Origin of the sequence: Streptomyces sp. NPDC086835 (assembly GCF_044745705.1) — a bacterium.
In the GTDB taxonomy this organism is placed as follows: Bacteria; Actinomycetota; Actinomycetes; order Streptomycetales; family Streptomycetaceae; genus Streptomyces.
On the sequence record NZ_JBIVAU010000006.1, the window covers coordinates 398718 to 419889 of the forward strand.

The 21172-nt window shown below is 69.5% G+C and carries 12 protein-coding genes and 1 pseudogene; 3 read left to right on the forward strand and 10 right to left on the reverse strand.

Going from position 1 to position 21172, the window contains the following annotated elements; translation table 11 throughout:
- Positions 1 to 67: 67 nt before the first annotated feature.
- The 4 genes from ACIPJI_RS21845 to ACIPJI_RS21860 all read right to left on the reverse strand — a co-directional run bounded on the left by ACIPJI_RS21845 (position 68) and on the right by ACIPJI_RS21860 (position 10084).
- Complete coding sequence (locus tag ACIPJI_RS21845) at positions 68 to 4270, reverse strand: Eco57I restriction-modification methylase domain-containing protein (protein ID WP_402248137.1); 4203 nt, start codon at positions 4268 to 4270, stop codon at positions 68 to 70.
- 119 nt (positions 4271 to 4389) lie between these two features.
- Complete coding sequence (gene drmD, locus ACIPJI_RS21850) at positions 4390 to 7650, reverse strand: DISARM system SNF2-like helicase DrmD (RefSeq protein ID WP_402248139.1); 3261 nt, start codon at positions 7648 to 7650, stop codon at positions 4390 to 4392.
- 125 nt (positions 7651 to 7775) lie between these two features.
- Positions 7776 to 9035, reverse strand: coding sequence for a protein kinase (locus ACIPJI_RS21855; protein WP_402248141.1), 1260 nt, complete (start codon positions 9033 to 9035; stop codon positions 7776 to 7778).
- Positions 9036 to 9133: 98 nt separating this feature from the next.
- Entirely contained in the window at positions 9134 to 10084 is a 951-nt protein-coding gene (locus ACIPJI_RS21860; RefSeq protein WP_402248143.1) for a serine/threonine-protein kinase, read from the reverse strand.
- A gap of 135 nt (positions 10085 to 10219) precedes the next feature.
- Between ACIPJI_RS21860 and ACIPJI_RS21865 the strand changes: the two genes are divergently transcribed.
- Entirely contained in the window at positions 10220 to 12265 is a 2046-nt protein-coding gene (locus ACIPJI_RS21865; RefSeq protein WP_402248145.1) for an N-6 DNA methylase, read from the forward strand.
- A 90-nt stretch (positions 12266 to 12355) separates the two neighbouring features.
- Here the strand turns inward: ACIPJI_RS21865 and ACIPJI_RS21870 are convergent, their stop codons facing one another.
- From ACIPJI_RS21870 to ACIPJI_RS21885, 4 genes are all read right to left on the reverse strand, one after another.
- The gene (locus ACIPJI_RS21870; protein ID WP_402248147.1) at positions 12356 to 12943 is read right to left on the reverse strand and encodes a DUF6461 domain-containing protein; all 588 of its coding nucleotides are present in this window, start codon (positions 12941 to 12943) and stop codon (positions 12356 to 12358) included.
- A gap of 562 nt (positions 12944 to 13505) precedes the next feature.
- The gene (locus ACIPJI_RS21875; protein WP_307709448.1) at positions 13506 to 13961 is read right to left on the reverse strand and encodes a hypothetical protein; all 456 of its coding nucleotides are present in this window, start codon (positions 13959 to 13961) and stop codon (positions 13506 to 13508) included.
- Positions 13962 to 13975: 14 nt separating this feature from the next.
- Positions 13976 to 15619 carry a restriction endonuclease fold toxin-2 domain-containing protein gene (locus tag ACIPJI_RS21880; RefSeq protein ID WP_402248149.1) on the reverse strand — a complete coding sequence of 548 codons (1644 nt, stop codon included), beginning with the start codon at positions 15617 to 15619 and terminating at the stop codon, positions 13976 to 13978.
- A gap of 432 nt (positions 15620 to 16051) precedes the next feature.
- Entirely contained in the window at positions 16052 to 16939 is an 888-nt protein-coding gene (locus ACIPJI_RS21885; protein ID WP_402248151.1) for an NAD(P)-dependent oxidoreductase, read from the reverse strand.
- Between the two features lie 49 nt (positions 16940 to 16988).
- Here ACIPJI_RS21885 and ACIPJI_RS21890 point away from each other — a divergent pair, with 49 nt between their 5' ends.
- A complete protein-coding gene (locus tag ACIPJI_RS21890) occupies positions 16989 to 17396 on the forward strand; it encodes a MerR family transcriptional regulator (RefSeq protein ID WP_402248152.1) in 408 nt (135 codons plus the stop codon).
- A gap of 53 nt (positions 17397 to 17449) precedes the next feature.
- Here the strand turns inward: ACIPJI_RS21890 and ACIPJI_RS21895 are convergent.
- Positions 17450 to 18124: pseudogene (locus tag ACIPJI_RS21895) on the reverse strand (silent information regulator protein Sir2); the annotation flags it as partial.
- Positions 18125 to 18445: 321 nt separating this feature from the next.
- On the reverse strand, positions 18446 to 19327 hold the full coding sequence (locus ACIPJI_RS21900; RefSeq protein ID WP_402248154.1) for an alpha/beta fold hydrolase: 882 nt from the start codon (positions 19325 to 19327) through the stop codon (positions 18446 to 18448).
- 365 nt (positions 19328 to 19692) lie between these two features.
- Between ACIPJI_RS21900 and ACIPJI_RS21905 the strand changes: the two genes are divergently transcribed.
- Positions 19693 to 20931: a proteinase inhibitor I4 serpin gene (locus ACIPJI_RS21905; protein ID WP_402248155.1), complete on the forward strand. Its 1239-nt coding sequence runs from the start codon at positions 19693 to 19695 to the stop codon at positions 20929 to 20931.
- Positions 20932 to 21172: the final 241 nt, after the last annotated feature.

Genomic DNA, 21172 nt, shown 5'->3' on the forward strand with positions numbered 1-21172 from the left:
TGAGCAACGACGGGCTCGTTCGCCACATGTGACGCGTGACGAACGAGCCCTCTGTCATCTGGGCGGCTCAGAAGAGAGCGTCCTCGCCGCCCTCACCGAAATCCGAACCACTCCGCGCGGCAAGCTGCTCCTTGCGCTTCCGGACGGCCTCCAGGGAGGGCGGAGGCAGATCGGGGTGCTTCTCCCGCGCCTTCTTGTCCGTCATGCCCTTGTGCAGCCCGAGGTGGACCTCGTCGGCATACGCCTGGTGGTTGAGCTGCCGCAGCCGGTCGATGATCTCGGTCCGGGCGAGGAGACCGATGGTGTAACGGGGGCCCTGGTCGGTGTCGTGAAAGCCGTGGTCCAGCGGAACTGTCTGGTGTGTGGGGTCGGTGGGCGGCGTCGCGCCGGTTTCGTCCAGTAGGTCGTTCCAGCCGTAGGCCTCGATCGTGGCACGGTCAATCGCCGTGTGGATACGGCGGAGTTCAACGATGTCGGCGTCCTGGCAGGTCTCATCGTGGACGAGGTTGTAGGCGGCGGTCAGGCCGATTTTACGGGCACGCATAAGATCGCCACGATAGGCGAGGAGGGCGGCACCAAAATCGCGAAGAGGATCGGAGAATGGCGGGCAGACTAGGGGTTCTACAACGTCGGTAGGCGCATATCGCAAATCACCCTTCATGGTGCCAGCACGGTCGAGAGCCCACCAATAATGAGGAGCGCTACTCAGAGTAGCCAGGAGGGCGTAATCATCCGAGGCAAAAACAACTACCTGTTCACTGAACACGGGACCAGCCGGCCGAAGCGCAGGCATCACAACCTTGCTCACGCGCGTGATCACGATGCAGTGATCCAGACCTTTAAGAGCCTTAATCAACGCAGGACGCTTCTCACCGAAGTGCCACCACTTGTACCGGTAAACGTCCCGGTTGTTACGGCCTCGTTCTGGTTTCACGTCTCGCAAGACCTGCTCGTACGCCCGCGGATACTGCTCCGCCTTCTCCCTCGGCCAGTCATGGAAGTTGATGACCCACCGGTCCGTTCCATGCTCCGGGTGCGTGTTGATGTCCTGGCCATTGAGGTACGGAAAGAGCACCTCCCGATATCGCTCGTCCTCCTCAATCCACTCGCGCGCCCTTTCTTCCGGCAATGTAAAACCGAGGCCGAGGATGGTCGAACCTTGGAACGAAACCCCCGCGTTCTTCTCAAGCGGCTCTGCCCATGATGTAACCCGAGTCGCCGGGTTCAGCCCAGTCGAGATACCAGTTGGCACGACGACACCGCCTAGCGTCCGCTTGGCCGCCGCCGCAACCGGCGTCACGCTCGTCCACACCGCGCAGTACTCCAGCACAGCCGAAGCCGATGGCCACGGCGCACTCTTCACCGCCCTGCGGATCTCCACGCCAGCCGAAGCAAGCTGATCCAAGCCCACCTCGCGCGTGTCGCCCTGCGCCAGCGTGTTCGTCGCGATAAGCCCCGACTGCCCACCTCGGTTCAGCAGCGCATGCGTGCGCAGTTCGAAGTACGCCACAAGGTCCGCGCTCCCTCTCTGGCCCGCCGCCACATAGTCGACCATGTACTCCCGGTAGGCCTCCCCCATCACACCCGTGAGCTTCTGTCCCCCCAGAAAAGGCGGGTTCCCGACCACCGCGTCGAACCCACCCCTCCGCGAGAACACCTCCGGAAACACCAGCGGCCAATGCACCGGTCTCCGCTCCAGCGCCCCCTTCGGCAGCTCCGACGCCAGCCACTCCTCCGCCTGCTCGCGCGCCTCCCGGACCACGTCCGAATCGTCGGCGACGCCGTCCTCCATGATGCGCTGCACCATCCACGCCGCATGCGGGAACAGGTCCCGCATCCGCTCCCCGCCAGTCGGCGCGTACCACTCCACGCGTCCCGACGCGCACGTCGCCAGCGCCGCGCCCGCGATCAGGTCGCCCACCAGACGCAGACGCTCCGAGTGGCGGTTGACCTCCGCCAGCCGTGCGCGCTTGTCCTGGAGGGCCGGCAGGTCCACGCCCTGGATCGCGGTGATCGCCAGGCGCTCCTGCGTCAGCTGGTCCACCAACTCACGGGCCCGCTCGGCCAGGACATCCGTCTGCTGCTCCGGCTTCATGTGCACGGACTGAAGCTGCTCCATGCTGTGCACACCCAGTAGCGAGTCCCCCGCCACCAACCGGTCGTCCAGGAACGTGAACGGCCGCTCCGGGTCCATGGACACCAGCCACAGCGACAGCTTCGCCATCTCCACGGCCATGGGGTTGATGTCCACCCCGTACAGGCAGTGCTCGATGATCTGGCGGCGCGCCTCGACGACCACCGGGTCCTGTTCCGCGTCCGCAGCCGTCACGGCGTCGACCGCGCGGCCGGCCCGGTACGCCATCGCGTCCAGGTCACCCTTGTCTTCCTTGGCCTCAATGAGCCGGTCAGCCAGGTAACGGCAGGCGGCCACCAGGAAGGCCGCCGAGCCCATCGCAATGTCGGCGACCTTGAGTTCCAAAATCTGCTCAGGGTCCTTGAGTCGCCACTTCCGAGTGTCCGCCGTCTGCAGCGGGCCCGGCTCATACACCAGCGGCTCCAGCGCGTGCAGCACCACCTCCTCCGCCAGGAAGCGGGGCGTGTAATGCGTGCCCGTGTTCTTCCGGAGCGAGGACTCCGTGACGTACAGCGCGCCGTTCGGGATGACCGTCGGCAGGCCCCGCAGGTCCTCCCGCAGGATGCCGACGAACGGCAGCAGCCGCTCCGTCAGTTCAGCATCCTTCGTGACCGCGTTGAGCCGACGCCGCGCCTCCGCCGCGGCCTCCGCAGGCACCGGCGCGAGTTTCTTCTCCAGCTGCCCGGCCGTCGCCGGCGGCTTCGGGTCCTTCCACTTCTCGTGGATGGACTTGGCCAGCGCCTTCACCGACGAGCCCGCCTTCGCCGCCAGCGACTCCAGCTCCCGCAGCGGCACCTCGTGCTCAAGCCCCTCGGGCCCGATGAGGCCGACCATGTGCTCCGTGGCCCGGCGCCCGTCGTACGAGAGCAGGCCCTCGTACACGTAGCCGATCTGCTCGACGTCCAGCGCGCGGAAGCTCAGCGTGCGGACCTCGCGCTGCTTGCCCTTGCCGACGCGGACCTCCTGCACCGACTGGAGCATGTGCAACACGGTCCGGTCGTCGATCGGAAGCAGCGGGGTCGAACGCTCCAGCCACGGATACTTGTCCGGGTCGAAGATCGAGCCGTCGTACGCCGGAAGCTTGAGCTCCGGGTGGTCCACTCCCCCGTGCACGGCGTGGAACAAAGCAATGAGCCGATGCCACGCGGACGTGGTGTGCTCCAGCGAGGTCTCGCCCTCCGCGTCCGCCCGCGCCTTGAGTTCGTTGCGCAGGAAGCGCGCCGAGTACGACCGCGCGTACACCTCGTTGTCGGCAGGCAGCAGGCCGCGCTCCTCCGCGAAGAGCAGGAAGACGACGCGCATCATGACGGCGACCGCGCCGCGGTACACGTCACTCGCCGCGACGCCGGACGCGTGGAGCCCCGGCGCTCCGTTCTCGATGGCGCGGACGTCCGCTCGCCCTATGGCGTCGACGAGGAGTTCCACGGCCTGCCGGACCTGCACGCCGAGAGCTTCCGTGACGTCCTCGCCCGCCGCGAGGCTGGCCCTGAGCAGGCCGACGAGCGTCTCGGCCTCCTCGTACTCGAAGAAGCGGCGGCGGCGCAGCAGGGACACGAAGGCGCGGACGACGTTGCGTTCGGCGGCCTCGTTCCAGCCGATGGAGTCGAAGACGGCGGTGGTCGTCACGCCGCCGACCGGCGCCCACACCAGGCACCACCAGCGGCCGTCCGTGACCAGCCCGAGCGCGACGCCGTGGTGGCGGAGCAGGCGGGCGAGGCGGTCGGCGGGGCCGGCGGCCCAGTCGCCGTCACGAGCCCCTCCGCCCGCGCGGCCGGTGGGGACGGTCCCGGCGGGGACGGTCATGCCGAGGAGGCGGACGCGCTTGGCGGCGGAATCCACGTCCGGTTCGGCGGCGAGGTCGGCGCCGGGCTCGACGAGGGCGAAGTCCGGGCGGACCTCGGTGTTGTGCTCGGCGACGCGCAGGGTGAGGCGGTCGAGGCCGTCGTGCTCGGCGTCGCCCTGGCGGAAGGCGAGGGCGTCGTCCCAGCCGAGAAGCTGACGCAGGACGTAGGCGACCCACTCGTCGCGGCCGGCGACGGTGTCGGTCTGCCAGTCGGCGTGGCGGGCGCGCAGCCGGGCCCGTTCGTCCTTCTCCAGAGCGTCGAGCTGGGGCCAGGCGCGCAGCAGGACGGGCATGGTGAGGAACGGGCCGGAGACCTCGGTGAGGTCCAGCCACTCCTGGTGCTGCCGGCGGCCGTCGAGCGCCTTGGCCTTGGCGGCGGCGAGTCCACTGCTCTTGGTGGTGGCGGGGCGGCTCATCGGCTGGCTTCCTTTGCGGGGACGACGAAGACGACTGCGACGGGGAAGAGGTGCGAGCGGGGCTCGCGGTAGCGGGCGGCGATCGCGGCGAGTTCGCGTGTCCGCTCGGCGGGCAGGCCCTTGAGGCGATCGTCCCAGCGTTTGCGGTCGTCCTCGAACTGGCGGCGTTCGTGGCCGGTCAGTTCGTGGGTGGACAGCAGGGCCAGCTGCTCGCCCTCACCTTCGCCCTCTTCCTTGAGTTTGGCGCGCAGGGTGTTCTCGAAGCGGTCGAGGGTCGCGGTGATGCGCCGTTCCTCCTCGGCCTGGCGGTCGCCGAGGCGGCTTTCGAGCTGGCGGCCGAGTTCGCGGGCGCGGGCGGAGAGGGAGTCGTACAGCGGCTGCTGGAGCTTCGGCCAGGCGTCGGTGAACTGCTGCCGCAGGTGCGGCGCGGCCTCGGTGCCGTCCGTGAGGGCACGGGAGAGGACGCGGCCCTGCTCGCCGACGGACTCCCAGCGGCGGAAGCGTCCGGTGTCACCGAACCAGCCGCCCGCGTAGAGGACTTCCTCGTGGAGGCGGGTGCCGTCGTTGCCGACGAGGACGTAGCGGGCGTACGCGGACACCAGCGTCGTCGTGACCGCCGGATCGTCGGAGACGACGGCGGCGACGCGCTTGAGGCCGACCGAGTCCGCGTTCCAGACGGCGGCCGTGAGCAGACGCGTCGAGAGGGCGACGAGCGGGTGCTTGAGGTGGGCGAGGACCACGTCGTCGCGGCCGTGCGCGGCGACGGCCGGGGAGAAGGTGAGAGGGCGCTGCTCGCCGTCACGCAGCTTGTGGGCGAGGCCGCGGGTGGCTCGCTCCCAACTGCCGGACAGCGGCTGCACGTCGAAGAGGTCGCCCGGCTCGAAGTCCTCCGCGCGCACCAGCGAGGGGACGAGCGCGGGCTGGTGGTCGAGGGCGAGGGCGGTGTCGACGACGCGCTTGATGTTCACGGGCGTGAGGCCCAGCGTCGAGACGGTGTCGTCGTACTGGTCGGCCAGCTTCTTGGTCTGCGCGGTGACGTTCTGCTCGGGCGCGACCTCGCCGCCTGTTCGGCGGCCTTTGATCGGCTTGGGCTTGGCGTTCTCGATGTCGACGGGGCCGGTGTCGCCGGTCATGCGGCGCTGGACGGCGTCGGCGAGGACGGCGTTGACGGAGCCGAGGTCGTGCTCCATGCGCGCGACCTTCTTGGCGACGCGGGAGAGGAACTCCAGGTCGGCCTCGTAGGAGCCGACCTGGGCCTGCTGCCAGCCGGAGCCGATGAAGTGGGTGATCTCCGGGTCCGTCTTCTGGCCCCAGCGGTCGATGCGACCGATGCGCTGTTCGAGCTTGTTGGGGTTGAAGGGGATGTCGTAGTTGACCAGCCGGTGGCAGTGGTTCTGAAGGTCGATGCCCTCGCCGGCCGCGTCGGTGGCGAGGAGGATGCGGACCTTGCCCTCCGCGCGGGACGGGTCGGCCTGGAATCCGAGGCGGATGCGTTCGCGTTCCTCGGCAGACAGGCCGCCGTGGAGGCGTTCGACGCGACCGCCGTCGGTGAGTTCCTCCTGCCGGAGGAGGTTGTGGAGCCATTCCTGGGTGTCGCGGTACTCGGTGAAGACCACGACGCGCTCGTTGGTCCAGTGCTTGCCGTCGGACGTCCGGCAGATGGCCTTGAGCTCATTGATGAGCGCTTCGGCCTTGGAGTCCGGGGCGGCCTCGTGGGTGAGCGCCCAGCGCTCCATGTGCTGGAGGAGGTCGAGCTCCTGACCGTCCTCGGCGGGGGTGAGGGAGGTGGAGCGGGTCAGGGCGTCGTCCTCGGCGTCGACCAGGCCCGTGTCGTCAAGGTCGGCGACGAGGTCGGCGAACTCCTCCAGCCACTCGGGGACGTCGGCGGCGGCCGCGCGACCGCGCACCGGGCCGGTGTCCTCCAGGTGGGAGAGGTAGACCTGCACGGTGTGAAGGAATGCGGCCGGTGAGGAGAAGAGGCGCTTCTTCAGCAGCAGAGTCACCAGGTCGGCCGCCCGGCGTCCGCCACGGGCCTGCGGGGTGAGCTTCTTGCGGCGCAGCTCGGCGAACGAGCCGAGCAACTGGTGGATCTCGCGCTCCTGCGGCGTGTAGTCGACGGACAGCTCGACGGTCCGGCGGGTGCGGAAGCGCGGGGTGCCGTCGGCGTTGGTGACGGTCGACTTCAGGCGGCGTACGACGGTGTCCTTGAGGGCTTCCTTGTCGGGGTCGACGCCGCGGGCGAACCGCTGGTCGTCGATGAGTTCAAGAAGGGCCGTGTAGGACTCGGGGTAGCCGTTGTGCGGGGTGGCGGAGAGGAACAGCCGGTGCTCGAAGTGCGGGACGAGACGGCGGATCAGCTTGGTCTGCTGCGAGTCGACGGCGTAGACCTGCTTGGGCGCGGCGGGCGCGACGTGGTGGGCCTCGTCGAGGACGAGCAGGTCGAAGAAGCGCTTGTGCTCGCCGTCACTGCTCTCCTCCGGGGCGCCGATGACCTCGTCGAGGAGGCGCTGGGCCTTCTGGCCGCGCAGCCAGGGCAGGGAGACGATGGTGAGCGGGTGGACGCGGAACGGGTTGGCCGCTGTGCCGTGGGTGCGGCGCAGCCGGGCGCAGTGCTCGGAGTCGACGATGGTGAACTCGAGGCCGAACTTCTCGGCCATCTCGTCGCGCCACTTGAGGGTGAGCCCGGCCGGGCAGACGACCATGACCCGTCGGGCCCGGCCGCGCAGCAGCAGCTCCTGGACGACGAGACCGGCCTCGATGGTCTTACCGAGGCCGACGTCGTCGGCGAGGAGCAGGTTGACGCGGGGGGCGCCGACGGCACGGGAGACGGGCTCCAGCTGGTACGGCTCGACGGCGACGCCGGAGCGGAACGGGGCCTGGAGGGTCTTGGCATCGGCCGAGGCGACGGCTGACCAGCGCACGGCGTCGAGGAAGGCGGCGAGGCGGTTCGGGGAGTCGTACTGGCCGGTGGAGGCGTCGGGGAGGGATCCGGCGGGCAGCACACGGCGGCCTGGCTCGACCTCCCAGATGACGGAGAGGGTGTCGCCGAAGCGGCCGTCGGCGACGGACTGGAGGTGGACGAGGGTGGCGGCCCGGCGGGGGGCGGCGTCCTCGTCCACCTCCACGGTGTCGGAAGCCGGCGAAGGCTCGACGCGGGCGACGACCCAGGACTGTCCGCGTACCTCGACGAGCTTGCCCTCCTCGGGGAGCTCCTCCGCCTCGATGCGTTCCGTCTCGCGCTGGGCTGCTGGCGTCATCGGCAGTGTTCCCCTCGGTCCGTCCTGCTGCCGTTCGTAGACAAGTGTCCTGTCTTCCCACCCGAACGGTGCGATGGCATCCTAACACCGCAGGTACACTGTGAACAGAGATTACAAAGATGATCTCAGCTCATCCGGTTCAACCGAGCCAGCAGGGCTCGTGAGCGGCCCCGTCGCGTGTCGTCCGCCGCAAAGGCCCGCTCCTCGTCGTCCGCGAGGCGGCGCAGCAGCTCATGGGCAGGATGGCGCTCGCCGGATCGCACAAGAAGCACCGCGATCTCGTAGCGCGTGTCCAGCACGGCAGGGTTGGAGGGACCCAGCAGACTGCGCTGCTCGGCAAGAACGGACCTGAGTTCGTCGAGGGCCTCGCGGGTGCGCCCGAGGGCCCCCGCACACAGGGCTATGCCGACGCGTACAGCAAGGACGTCGGCACCGGCCAGATCGGCCGACACCAGCAGCTCCTCGTACGCCGCGAGCGCGGGCGCGGGGCGACCCGCACGCCGCAGCGCGGCGATCTCCGCGAGCCGGGGGTGTGCCGTCGCCGCCTGTCCGACCGGGGCCGGGACCCAAGGGTCGAGCAGGGCCTGCACCTCGGAGGCCGAGGCGGGACGATCCTCGGGAAGCTTCTCCAGCAGGGCCCCCACCAGCCTGTCCAGGCCGTCGGGGACGTCGGGCCGGCGGCGGGTGAGCGGGGGAACAGGCTCGGTCGCGTGCCGGTGATAGAGCATGAAGGGACCGCCTTCGGTAAACGGCGGCGTTCCAGAGAGGAGTTCGTACAGCACGCAGCCCAGGGAGTAGAGGTCACTCGCGGGCACCGTCTTGCCGACGGCCTGCTCGGGCGCCATGTAGACGACGGTGCCGGGGGCGGCATTGCTCGCCGTGAGGCGAGTCTCGCCGGGCCGGGGCTCCAAGGCCGCGGCCACTCCGAAGTCGAGGACCTTGACCTGTCCGAGACCGGTGATCATGAGGTTGGACGGTTTGAGGTCGCGGTGCACGATGCCCTGCCCATGGGCGTAGGCAAGGACATCGGCGACGGCTTGTGCGATCCCGGCGGCGCGGTCGATCGCCATCGGGCCCTCGTCCTTGAGAACGGCGTCGAGGGCACGGCCGTCCACGAGCTCCATGACGAGGTACAGCTCGCCGTCATGGCTGCCGTGGTCGAGGACGGCAGGAATGCCGGGGTGGCTGAGACGGCCGGTGAGGCGGGCCTCGCGCAGGAAGCGGCGTTCCAGGGTGGTGAGCGCGGAGCCGTACCCCTGGGGAGCGAGCAGTTTGAGAGCGACCTCGTGACCGCCCTGGTCGTGGTCGCGCGCCGCCCAGACGACGCCCATGCCGCCCCGGCCCAGCTCGTGCGTGAGCTCGTACCGCCCCAGGCTTCGCCGCATCGCGCCCGTCCCCACTCCTGGCGCCGGCGGCGCCCGTCACACCCCTACGGCCGGGGCGGTGCGGTGCGCCCGGCCTGCGACGGCCATCCTCTCACCGATCACAGCGGCCACGGCCCCTGCGGGACGAGGAAGGGACGGCGTGGGTCCTCGGGCAGGCCGCGACGGGTGGCCAGCGCCGGATCGGACGCGGGGAGGAACGGGCCGAGAGTGGCGTACACCTCGGTGGCGGTGGAGGGGCGGTCGTCAGGGCTCTTGGCGAGCAGCGACGTCACCAGCGCCTCGAGCGGTTCTGGAACATCCGCGCGTGTTTCTCCGATCGGCGACGGGGTCTCGCCGAGATGGCACGAGGCGAGGCGGGCCGGCTGGGAGACGTTGAACGGGGGTGCACCCGTGAGCATGTGATGGAGGAGGCAACCGACCGCGTAGAGGTCGCTGCGGCCGTCGATCCGGCCGTGCCCCGCGAGCAGTTCCGGTGAGGCGCACAGGATGTTGCCGATACCCTCGCCGGTCATGGTCAGCTGCGGATCGGCGTCGGCGAGGGACTTCACCAGGCCGAAGTCGAGGATCTTGACGACACCGTCGCGGCGGATCATGACGTTCTGCGTCTTGAGATCACGATGCACGAGGCCGGCCTCGTGGGCGGCAGACAGTCCGGAGCACAGTTGGGCGGCGACCGCGGCGGCGGTCGGCACGTCGAACCGTCCGCCGTCCTGCTGGTCGAAGAGGTGCTCCAGAGTGGTGCCGTCGACCAGCTGCATCACCAGGCAGCAGGTGTCGTCGGTGATCGACGCGTCGTGAACCGTGGTGACGTTGGGATGGTCGAGGCGGGCGGCTGCTCGGGCCTCCCGGTGGAAGCGGGCCAGCGCAGCCTCGCGGCTGCTGGGTACGGCGAGCAGTTCGGCGGCGACAGTCTTGACCGCGACCGGTCGTTCGAGGGAGAGGTCACGCGCCTGCCAGACCTGGCCCATCACGCCGCGCCCGAGCACCGAAGCGAGTTCGTATCGGTCACACAGCACCATTCCTGGCACGAAGGTCTGCAAATTCCCCATCCTCCACACTTCCCACACAGCGGCATCACGGATCTAGCCTGTGAACAAAGTCAATCATCGTAGTAGCCTGGGCGTCACTACGGCTGCCGGGACCGCCGACCAACCCGGTGGCCCGATGAACCCGGAGCCTCCCAGATGAGCACACCCAACGCTGTACCCGTCAGCCTGGCCGAAATCGCCCGGATCGCGGGAGTGGGCCGCGCGGCAGTGAGCAACTGGCGCCGCCGCCACGACTCTTTCCCGTCCCGTATCGGGGGCACCGACGTCAGCCCGCAGTTCTCGCTGTCCGAAGTGGAGCAGTGGCTGCGTGATCACGGAAAGCTCGACGACGTCGGCGGACGTGAACTGCTGTGGCCGCGCTTCGAGGCTCTGGGCACTCGCGACGAATCGGGGATCGCCATCGCAGAGGCGGCACGTCGCATGCGTAGCCCCCGGTCCCGTACGGCCGCCACGGGCCTCACGGCACCGGCCGTAGACCTCGTCGCCGACGCGGCCCGGCTGGGCCGCGCGGAAGGACAGCGGGAGACCTTCGAATTCCTGTTGCAGCGTTGGCTGGACACCCACGTCCGCCAGCTGAGCACCACCCCACCCCCGCTCGCGTCCCTGATGGCCAGGCTCGCGCTCGGGACCCGCACCGGCAACGACGAGGACGGGCTCACGGTCTTCGACCCGGCCTGCGGCACAGGGCACCTGGTGGCTGCCGCCGCCGAGGAGTACAGCGGACCGGACCTGGCACTGCTGGGCTGCGAGAAGGACACGGCTCTCGCCGCTCTCGCCTCCGCCCGGCTCGGCTTCACCACCGAAGGGCGTGACGTACGCGCGGAGATCGCCACGGCGGATGCCTTGCGTGACGACCCGTTCGCGGGGCTGCGGGCGGACGTCGCGCTGTGCAACCCGCCTTTCAACGAGCGGGACTGGGGCTACGAGGAACTGGCCACGGACCAGCGCTGGACGCACGGGCTGCCGCCGCGAACCGAGCCGGAACTGGCCTGGGTGCAGCACCTGCTGGCCCATCTGAGGCCGGGGGGTGCGGCCGTGGTGGTCCTCCCGCCCGCAGTCGCCTCCCGCAAGGCGGGCCGCCGCATCAGGGGTTCCCTGCTGCGGACCGGCCAGCTCCGGGCGGTCGTGGCGCTGCCACCCGGGTGCGCACAACCGCACAGCGTCTCCCTTCAGTTGTGGGTGTTGCGTACGGCAGGGGAAGGGATCGCTGCGGGGCCGGTCACCCAGGACGCACTTCTTGTCGACGCGACCCGGTTCGGCCGACCAGGGGCGCGTGAAAGCGGTCCGGACTGGGAGGCGCTGTCGTCGTTCGTACTGGGAGCCGTCGGCGACCTCGACAGACCTGACGCGAAGCTGCCGGAGGGAGCCGTACGCGTCCCGCTGCTCGATCTGCTGGACGACGAAGTCGACGTCACCCCTGGCCGCTACACCGCTTCCGGCACCGAGACGAGCGGCGTCGAGCTCGCGGCTTCGTGGGACGAGCTGTCAGGGGCGCTGGGCGAACTCACCCAGCTGACGCAGCTCCTGTCGAAGCTGGACTTCGAGGAGGGTGAGTCGCGCACGGCTGTCACCGTCGGCGACCTGGTCAAGGCCGGTGCCTTGACGCTGCGGGCCGGACAGCAGCCGACGGAACCGACTGGTTCGGTGCGGAGCGAGGGCGTTCCTCTGCTGACCGTTCCCGACCTGCTCATGGACGGCACACCCAGGGGGACGGTGGCAGCCGACGTCGAGCACACCGTGGCCGAGGAGGGCGACGTCGTGGTGGCCGGGGTGGTCCGCGCGTTCCGCGCATGGGTGCACCAGGGGCCCCCTCTGGCGCTCGGACCCCAGCTCTACGTACTGCGGATGGATCCGGAGAAGCTGGACGCCGACTTCCTTGCCGGGTGTCTACGCGCCCCCGCCAACGGCCGCCAGGCCGGCACACATGCCTCCAGTTCGTCACGTGTGGACATCCGACGACTGCAGGTGCTCCAACTGCCGCTGGAGGAACAGGCCGTCTATGCGGAAACCTTCCGCCGCCTGAGCTCTTTCCAGGAACTGCTGACCCAGGCACAAGGCTTGGGCACGGGGCTGATCGACGACGTACGCGACCGTCTGGCGGCGGGCGGGCTGACGGCACAGGGCCCACCAGCCGGTTCCCGTAGCGCGGGGCCTTACGGCTCCCTGTGTGGCCGCCGTTGAAGCAGACAGGATGCCGCGGGAGTGAGGGCCGGTCGCCCGGTACGCATTGGCGGAATATACCCTTCGGCTCCAGCTTGGCTCGGCCATGGATCACGTCGGTTCCAGCAGAACGGCCATCAGAGTGCCGTGCACGATCGGGTCTTTCGGCAGCGAAAGCCCGAAGAAGCGCTCGACGATGCCCAGTGCGGTGCGGTGCACGTCCTCTCTGTCCCGCTCAGGGTCCGGCAGGCCGGCGGCGGCCATCAGGTCCTGCAGCCGGGCGGCCGTCGCGGGGTCGCCGACGACCCCCTGGTAACCCCACGAGGCGTCGAGGTGCAGATTGAAGGCGCTCACCGGGCGGCCGTCGTGAAAGTAGGCGAAGTGCGGCGGGACCGGCTTGCCGTTGTCCTCGTCGTACTCAAGGAGGCAGACGTGCGCGCCGCCGCGCGAGACCGGTTCCGGCGAGTCGAACTCGCCGTGCCAACCGCCGTACGCCACCGCGTAACTCCAGTCCCCGTTGCGGCCGAGGCGCAGGCCGATGCCGTCGTAGTAATCGCCGTACGTGTCGTTGATGAGCTCCAACAGAGATTCCCCGGTGTGCTCCCCGACCGTCACGGCGGTGTGCTCCGTGTCGTACAGGACGGTCGCCGCGAGGCGGTCGGCGAGCTCGTCCGGGGACAGCCCGCGGGCGAGCACCACATAGTGGCCCCGAAGGCGATGGATTGGCGGGCAGCGAGCCAAGTCGTTCCGTCGGTCATGACGACCATCCTGACTGGTCCCTCTGACACCGACGTGCGAGTTCGCGCTCCCGTTGGCAGGCGCGGATCAAAAGCGCAGCACACGTGGAGCACCGCGTCTCGATGTCGGCCATGGACGCTTGATTCGGCGCCCCCGTCTACCTGACGGGCTGTCCAGCCTGCGACTTGAACCGCCACACCGCGGGCTCCAGACCAGCAGGTTCATGCCCGGGACGGGGCAGTCGACTCGTACACCGCTCGCAACTCGGCGTACCCCGAACCGCGGACACCGGCATCTGCGGCGAATGCGCGCCGGTGGATGTCGACAGTGATCTACGGTCGGCCGACGAGATTCCGATGTAGTCCCCCGCCTTCGCCTGACGCCCTTCACCGCACGCACGGCGGCACGATTCGCCTGGCGGTCGAGGCACATGCTCACCTGTGCCGGGAGGAGGACCGGCGGCCAGCACGTGGGCGGTGTCCGGTGTCGTCGTCCCTTCCGGTTCGGTTACCGTTCCCGGTGGTTATGCTCCGTCCATGGCGTCGATGTGCCTGTGCATCTCCGCACGGATGTCATCGACGTCGCCCTCCGCCGGCAGAGGCCACGGCTCTTGTTCTCCATTGGCCATCGCGAGACTGCTGGAGAAACGGACGAGGTGCGTCGCGGGTGCGAAGGAGTCACGGAGCCACTCGGCGAAGACGGCGGCCTCGTCGGCGGTCACGTCGGTGAGCGTGATGTACGCGTAGTCCGGCGCTTCCATGGCCGCGGTGCCGTCGATCCAAACGTCCGGCGCGAGTTCGAGCTCGAAGTCGAGTACCTGGATGTGGTGGATGCCAGAAGTCCGGTATTCCACGGTCGGCTCAGGGAACGCCTGCCGCAGGGCGCGCTCGAGGGACAGCAGTGTGGACTGCCACGCGTCTCCGGCCTCCGCAGGCGGGTAGAAGGCGAAGTTGGTGCGGATGTTTCGTTCGGTCGGCACTGTGTTCCTTCTTGTCACGGCACGTATCGCGTTGAACCGGGCGTACCCGTCATGGCCATCATGGAATGCCAGTAGGCAGCGTTGTCCTGGCCGTTGGTGACGATCTCCAAGCCTCGTATTTCGCTGTTCGCCGGGTTCGCCATGGCTTGCTTGTACCGGACGAGTTCCTTCTCGTCACCGGCGTACATGGAGTCCACGACGGGGTCCCAGGCGATCTTCCCCTTGTCGTTCACCTTCACGGGCTTGGTCAGGGTGTCCTCGACTCTGTCGAGGGACCTGAAACTCTTCCTCTTGCAGTCCGGATCCCGTACGTGCTTCGCCTCGACGAGGTGGCCGTCGGCCGGACGTACGCCGTCGACCATCAGGCCGCGTTTTCGGCCCGCCAGCGGGACCTCACGTTCGGGGTAGCCGGCGATGCGCAGTTGGTAGGCGTTGTCCGGGCTGTGTGGACCGCCGCCGCCGGCCAGTCCGCCCGGTGTGAGCGAGTTTGCCCAGGAGCGGAACTGCTGCTGTTCCGCGGCGTTGAGCAGACGGCTGGTACCGGGTGCGGGCGGAATGGGGTCGGCGAAGGGTATGCCCGGGTCGACGGGATTGACGGTGGGCAGCAGCGTCGGAGGCGTCCCGGTGAAGGATGCGAGCCTGATCGGCACGGGTATGGGCACACGGATGAGCGGCGGCAGGAACGGCACTCCGGGCAGGCCGGGAGCTGTCGGCCCCTCGGGTTGCGGCAGCCTGACACGCTCGGCAGACGAGTCCAGCGCGTGTGCCACGTTGCCCAGGTCCTGTATCCAGGGGTCGCTGAGCACCGCGTCGTGCAGCCCGCCGTCGTATCCGTTCGCCCCGAACATCGGCTGGTCCCACGGCATGTCGACGGCGAAGAGATCATTGTGGTGCTGCTGGATCTTCTCCTTGGCCGCTTCGACGTGATCCGCGTACCGATCGCACGCCTTGGCGAGTTGCGAGCATGCGGCGACCAGATTTGTCACCAGAGGCTCGTCCACCTCCGCCTTCGCCGGCGGGCAGGTGAGGCCGACGAAGTGCTTGACGTACGCCCGGAAGGCGTCTGCGGCCTCACCGGAGTGAGCCTTGCCCGCGGTACCGGAGTAGGTCTGCGCGTCTTCCAGGAACCGCTGCATCAGGGAGCCGGCTTGCCGCCAGGAACCGGCGACGTCCCGGATCTTCTCCTGCGAGCCGCGAAACCGGTCGCTTCTGCCAGAGGGAGCGTACTTGTCGTACCAGGCTGTCTCACCGACCACTTCGGGCAGTTCACGACCGAGGCCAAGGTAGTTCTCGGTGCAGTCGGCCCCCGGGTCGCCCATGCCGACGGTCAGATCAACCTGTCTGCCCAGAAGTGCGGAGACCACCTTGCTCTCCTGAGACATGAACTCCCGGGCGGTGCGCATAAGGCCGCGGCTCGTCTCCCCGAGGACGTAGGAACTGAAGCCCATCTGGTTCAAGGTGGCGGAGGCAGCGGACACGTACACCTTGGCGAACGCCCGCCCTGCGTCGTCGTCTCCGGCCATCCCGTGCTGCCGAGCAAGCTCGTGGCCCAGGGCTATGGCGGTGTCGCGGGCACCACGCATGGACTCGATGAGCCCCATGGAGCCACGAATCATTCCCTCGGCGATGAACTTCAGCTCAAGTGCGAGTCCGCTCACTGTGCTGCCTCCCCGTTTGCAGACGTGAGTGATCAACTTAGTACGGACCCTGTTGCGCCGTCTGCACGGATATTGGCCGTCTGTGCGGCCGGTACGAGGGGACGCGCTATCCGTCTTGCCCCCTCCTCAAGGCGCCTCGAGCGACGCGCGCCCAGCGGGGGAGGCGCTGCCGACGGCACACGCCTGGGGGCGGTGGGACTGGTTCGAGCGAATCGCGGGCTTGAGGGGGCGGGAGTGGGAAGGGGCGTTCACCCCTGGTGAGGGCCGCCCAGCAGCGGTGAAGCGGACGGGCATCAGGGGTGGGCCGGTACGGGTGACCGGCCCACCGCTGCATTCGGCAAGGCGGCGCGGACCCTCGTCGACGTGCGGGCTGCGGGCCGGGGGCCGGCCCAACCCGTCCAAGGCCGAGGCTGAATGCCCGCGTCGGATCGGTCAGGCGTCGCCGCTGGGCTTGGCGAACTCCTCGATCAGCACGGGATACTGCTCCCCGCCGTGTCCGGCGGCGATCGCACGGTCGGCCATCGCCTTGAACAACTTGGGCAGCTCGGCGTTGACCCCCATGGCCTCGCTCTCCTCGATCAGGTGCGCCATCGCCCGCGCGTCGGTCTCCAGCGCGGACACCTCGGCCGGGAAGGAGCCTCTGTCGATCTGCTCGGCGTAGCCCGGCAGCCATTCGGCCACGCCGGCAGCAATCTGCTGCGCGAACGGCGCGTACGTCGCCGCGTCGACACCGGCGGTCCTGAGCATGGCCGTGCCCTGGAGCCAGGCGTTCAGGACGCTCCACATCATGGCCAGGCCGGCCATGTCGTACAGGGACGCCAGCCCATGGTCCGCACCGAGGTAGGTGACGGTGCCGAGGGCCTCGAGTGTCGACTCGTGGGCCTCGAAGTCCGCCTGCGGACCGCTGTGCAGAATCACCGCCTCCGCGGTTCCGATTGCCGGCGGGACGGCCATGATGGCGCCGTCCAGGTAGCGGGCGCCTCGCTGCTCGGCCCATCGGGCGGCTTCCCGGGCCTGGGCCGAGTTGCCCGAGGTCAGGTTGATCAACGTCCTGCCGTTCAGTTCGACATCGCTCGTGCCGAGCAGTTCCTGCGCGGCCTCGTAGTCGGTCACGCAGATGATCGTCAGGGAACCTTCCTTGATCGCGTCGCCGACCGTTGGCGCCGGCCGAGCGCCGTCGGCCACCAGTTGGTCGGCCTTGGAGGCCGTACGGTTCCACACGGTGGTGGGATGCCCGGCTTTCAGGAAGGCGCCGGCGAGCGCCTGGCCCATCAGTCCGAGTCCGATGACTGTCACAGGTGTGTCGAATTCGTTGTTCATGGCAGCATCGTCAACGTTGATACCGGTGTGAAGGTCAAGCGAGGTTTCGATGCGGATCGGGGAACTGGGTCGCCGAACGGGCGTCAACGCCCACCAGTTGCGCTACTACGAGGCCCAAGGCCTGCTGGAGGCGGACCGCGGCGCGAACGGCTACCGCGAGTACGAGGAGAGCGCCGTGCTGCGCGTGAAGCAGATCCGGCACCTGCTCGGTGCCGGGTTGTCCTCCGACGACATCGCCTATCTGCTGCCCTGTGCGGTCGGGGAAGCCCCGGAGCTGCTCGGCTGCCCCGAGTTGCTGGCCGCGATGCGGTCACGGCTGCGGCGACTGGACGACCAGATGGCCACGCTCGCCCGGTCCCGCGACGCTCTCACCGACTACATCGACGCGGCCGAGCGCATGGGCAGTGAAAGCTACCCGCCCTTCGACGATGCCGAGTTGGAGCCCCTGCCCGCCTGAACAGGCTGGGTGCCTCGTCAGCCGGGCAGGGATGTCCGGTGCACGGCAGCAAGTTACGGCGTGACCGCCCCGCCCCCGAACGTCACCGCCAGGCGGCCGTCCGACCCGAACGACCAGTTCAAGGCGCCCGCGTAGGAGGAGCAGCGGGACCCGTTGGAGCCGGCCCAGAACTGGTTCGTGCTGTCGGCGTTCCCCACGGTCTTGTCGTTCGACCCGTCGCCGCTGCGGCACGAGACGTTGTTCCGGAACACCGAAGTGCCCGCGTCGAAGGAGAAGTTGCGCTCGGCGTTGTCGATGCTGATGTTGTCCGAGACCGTCATCGTGCCCGGGTTCCTGTTGTAGGTGAACCCGTGCTTCCCGTTGTCGTAGGCGATGCTGCGCCGGACGACGTGGTCGACCCCGATGTCCTCGCCGCCGAGCTTGTAGCCGTTGCGGTCCCCGCTCGAGTTCTGCGTGCCGTCGGAGAGGGTGCCGTTCTCGTAGGCGAGGGAGTCCTCGATGGTCACGGCGCCGATGGGTCCGGTGTCCGACTTGGTGTAGAGGTCCCAGCCGTCGTCGATGTTGTTGTGGGCCACGGCGTAGCGGAAGACGTTCCCAGGGCCGGAGGTGAGCTTCGCGGCGAAGCCGTCGGCGTCCTCGCCGTCGGAGTCGGCGTTGTCGTGCGACTCGGCGCTCAGGACGAGGTTGTTGGACGGCCATTGGTCGCGGGGGGTGCTGGAGAGCATACGACCTCGTGATCGACCCGAAGCACATCGGCGCGCGTGGGGCACTCCGCCGGGGGTGCGGGCGCCGCTCTCGGGGCAGCGCGCGTGGCAGCTGACGCGTGACTCCGCCTTCTTCGACCTGCATCTGCGCGGCCGCGCGCAGCCACTGCTCGACGGCGCGCAGCGGAACGCCCGGAGGTCACCTTCCAGCAGCCGGGAGCATGGAGGCAACGGGCGGGCAGCGGGCAGCGCAGGGCACGCAGCGGATCGTCGTCCGCGAATCGCTGCTGCCCCGCTACCCGCCACCCCCTCCGGCGCCCCGCACCCGCCCTGGGACCGAGCCCGTCAGCGCTCCGCGTGCAGCACCTCGCGGAGGGCCTGGGCGAACTCGGCCGGTGCCCCGTGCTGGCCGTACTCGCCGCCCATGAAGCCGCCGTGGTCGCTGGGGAAGATCGCCGGCTCGGTGCCCAGTCCGGCGGCGACCTCCACTGCGGCGCGGGCGCAGAACTCGCCCTCTGACTCCTTGCCCGCCGCGACGACGATGCGCGTGGAGGCGGCGCGCAGCGCGTCGAAGTCGGGCCGGTAGCCGGTGCAGCCGCGCATGTTCTGGCCGAGCAGCGGGTCGTCGCGGGAGCCGTCGTCCTCGGTCGGCAGTCCGAAGGCGGCGGGGTCGGGGGCCGGCTCGTCGGCCCAGTCGTCCGGGAAGGGCCCCTTGCGGCCGGCCATCGCGATGAACTTCGCCATCGCGGGCCCCAGTCCGTCACGCATGTACGTCGCATGGATGTCCGCGCAGACCGCCAGCGCCGCATCGCTGTCCGGCAGGACCGGCGCCGCCGGCGGCTCGTGCGCGACGAGTGTGCGCACCAGTTCCGGGTGCCGCGACACCAGGGCGAGCGCGTTGACCGCGCCACCGCTGCTCGCGAACATGTCCACCGCCCCGGCGTCGAGCGCCTCGATAACCTGCCGCAGATCGTCGGCGTGCTCCTCGGGCACGATCTCCGCCGCCCCGTCCTTACGGACGCTGCGGCCGGCCCCGCGCGGGTCGTAGGTGACGACCGTACGGTCGGTGAAGTGCGACGCCAGCGTGACGAAACCGCTCGCGTCCATCGGTGAACCGACCAGGAACAGGACGGCGTCATCGGCCCCGGCATCGGTCCGGCCTCCCCGCACGTCGTACCAGATCGTTGCGCCGGGGGTCTCCAGCGTGCGGGTCTCGATCTCGACCATCGTCGTCTCCTCATGTCTGTGCCGTCACAAAAGCAGACCGGTGGCCTCGCCGGAACTCATCGCTCCCGTGCGCATCAATCGGTGGAAGGCGAAGGAGCCCTGCGCCGGCTCTGTTCCCGATCACCTGCCCGGGCCGGGCGACAACCCCTGGACGCCGGGTCCGCCACCGGCGAAGATGCCACATGATCGTCCTGCTCCGGTGATCCACCTGTTCCACCGTGGCCGGGACGATCCGCCCCCGGCGATGACCGCGCCGGAGGCGGATACGGCACTCGAGGCAGCCGTGAGGGCCGAATGCCGCGAGCCCAGCGCCGCGCGTGCTCAGGACCGACGGTCACGGTGCCTTGAGAGACCCGGGGGATTGCGTGCAGCCGACAGCGACGTCCGTACGTGCCGTGAACCGGCTCACCGCGCGGTGGGCCGGCAGCCTGCCGGGGCCGCGCGGGACCGTCGTCTCCGCCACGACCCTGTGGCCGTTGCTCGCGTTCCTCCAGGACGCCGCCGGCGGACCGGCTCGGGACGAACTCGGGGACGCGACCGGCCTGCCTGCGGCCGAGGCGGCCGGAGCCGCGCGCGGATTCCTCGAGGCGCTGGGCGCGATCCGCGGCACGCGTGCCGCGCTCGGTCTCTGGACCCGAGCGGATCTGTTGCTGCACGGCGACTGGAGGGCACGAGTGCCCTCCGGAACGGCCGGCACCATCACCGGAGACGCGGCGATCGACCGAAGGACGCTCGACGGATGGGTCGATGAGCGCACCGAAGGCCTGATCCGCAGCATGCCGGTGCACATCGACAAGTCCACTCAGCTCGTGCTGGCTGCGGCGCAGTCGGTGCGGACGCGATGGCTGCGGCCGTTCTTCGAGACGGAGGTGGTCCCGGAAAGCGGCCCGTGGCAGGGGCGGCTGCTGCTCGGGCTGCACCGCACCACCTCGCTGTTGGACAGGGTGGCCGTGGTGGAGACCCCGGCCGGCCCTTTGACGGTGCTCAAGATCCTCGGCAGGACCGGGGTCGACGTCCATCTTCTGCTGGGCCACGCCGACATGACGCCTGCTCAGGTGCTGCGCCACGGAATCGGCACCCTCGCCGGCACCGGCGCCACCCCGGTGCACGGTGACCGTCTTCCCCTCGGGGAGGCCGGCCCGGGCCTGCGGGTGTCGACCGTACGCAGCCGAACCCCGCGGCCCGTTCTCGAAGTCCTCACGGTCGCGTTCCGCGTCGCGGCGAACCACGATCTGCTGGAGGAACCCGCGCTGTTCGGCCTGTCGACGGCCTCGGACACGAGCCGCGGCCACTTCCCGGGTATCAGCCCTGATCCGCTGGCGGTCGGTTCGGCCGGCCAGGGTGCCGTTGCCGTGTTCGACGCCAAGGGCTTCGAGTCCGCGACCGTGACAGCGATCAGTGTCATGGCCGGTGGTATGCCACCTCCACCGCGGTACACCGTCCGCCACGTCGAGGCGGTCATCGACCGCCCCTTCGGCTTCCTGACCGTCCACCGCACCTCCCGTCTGGTCCTGACGGCGGGATGGGTGACCGAGCCCCTGCCCTTCCCCGAGGACCGCGGGTACGACGAGGACCTCGAGTACGACGAGGCGGTCGGGACGTGACCGTGCTGCTCGAGGGCCTGGCCGTCAACCCGGCCGCCCCGGCCGCCCTGTTGCTGTCGCTGCTGTAACCGGAGTACGAAGGCGTCTGGTCGGCGCTCGCGTCCCGGCGCGCCTCCTTCCCCGAGGTGGTGACCGCCGCGATCGTCCGGGGGCGGCCCGCCATCCCCGTCTGCCGGGCGAGCGGCTGCTCACCCTCTCGACGACGGGAAGCTGGGCGGGCACGCCGCCGCCAACCCCGCGC

Excerpts from the sequence above, each read along its gene's own strand:
- ACIPJI_RS21845 (WP_402248137.1), bottom strand. The coding sequence starts at position 4,270 with ATGCCCGTCCTGCTGCGCGCCTGGCCCCAGCTCGACGCTCTGGAGAAG.
- drmD (WP_402248139.1), bottom strand. The coding sequence starts at position 7,650 with ATGACGCCAGCAGCCCAGCGCGAGACGGAACGCATCGAGGCGGAGGAG.
- ACIPJI_RS21855 (WP_402248141.1), bottom strand. The coding sequence starts at position 9,035 with ATGCGGCGAAGCCTGGGGCGGTACGAGCTCACGCACGAGCTGGGCCGG.
- ACIPJI_RS21860 (WP_402248143.1), bottom strand. The coding sequence starts at position 10,084 with ATGGGGAATTTGCAGACCTTCGTGCCAGGAATGGTGCTGTGTGACCGA.
- ACIPJI_RS21865 (WP_402248145.1), top strand. The coding sequence starts at position 10,220 with ATGAGCACACCCAACGCTGTACCCGTCAGCCTGGCCGAAATCGCCCGG.
- ACIPJI_RS21885 (WP_402248151.1), bottom strand. The coding sequence starts at position 16,939 with ATGAACAACGAATTCGACACACCTGTGACAGTCATCGGACTCGGACTG.
- ACIPJI_RS21890 (WP_402248152.1), top strand. The coding sequence starts at position 16,989 with ATGCGGATCGGGGAACTGGGTCGCCGAACGGGCGTCAACGCCCACCAG.
- ACIPJI_RS21900 (WP_402248154.1), bottom strand. The coding sequence starts at position 19,327 with ATGGTCGAGATCGAGACCCGCACGCTGGAGACCCCCGGCGCAACGATC.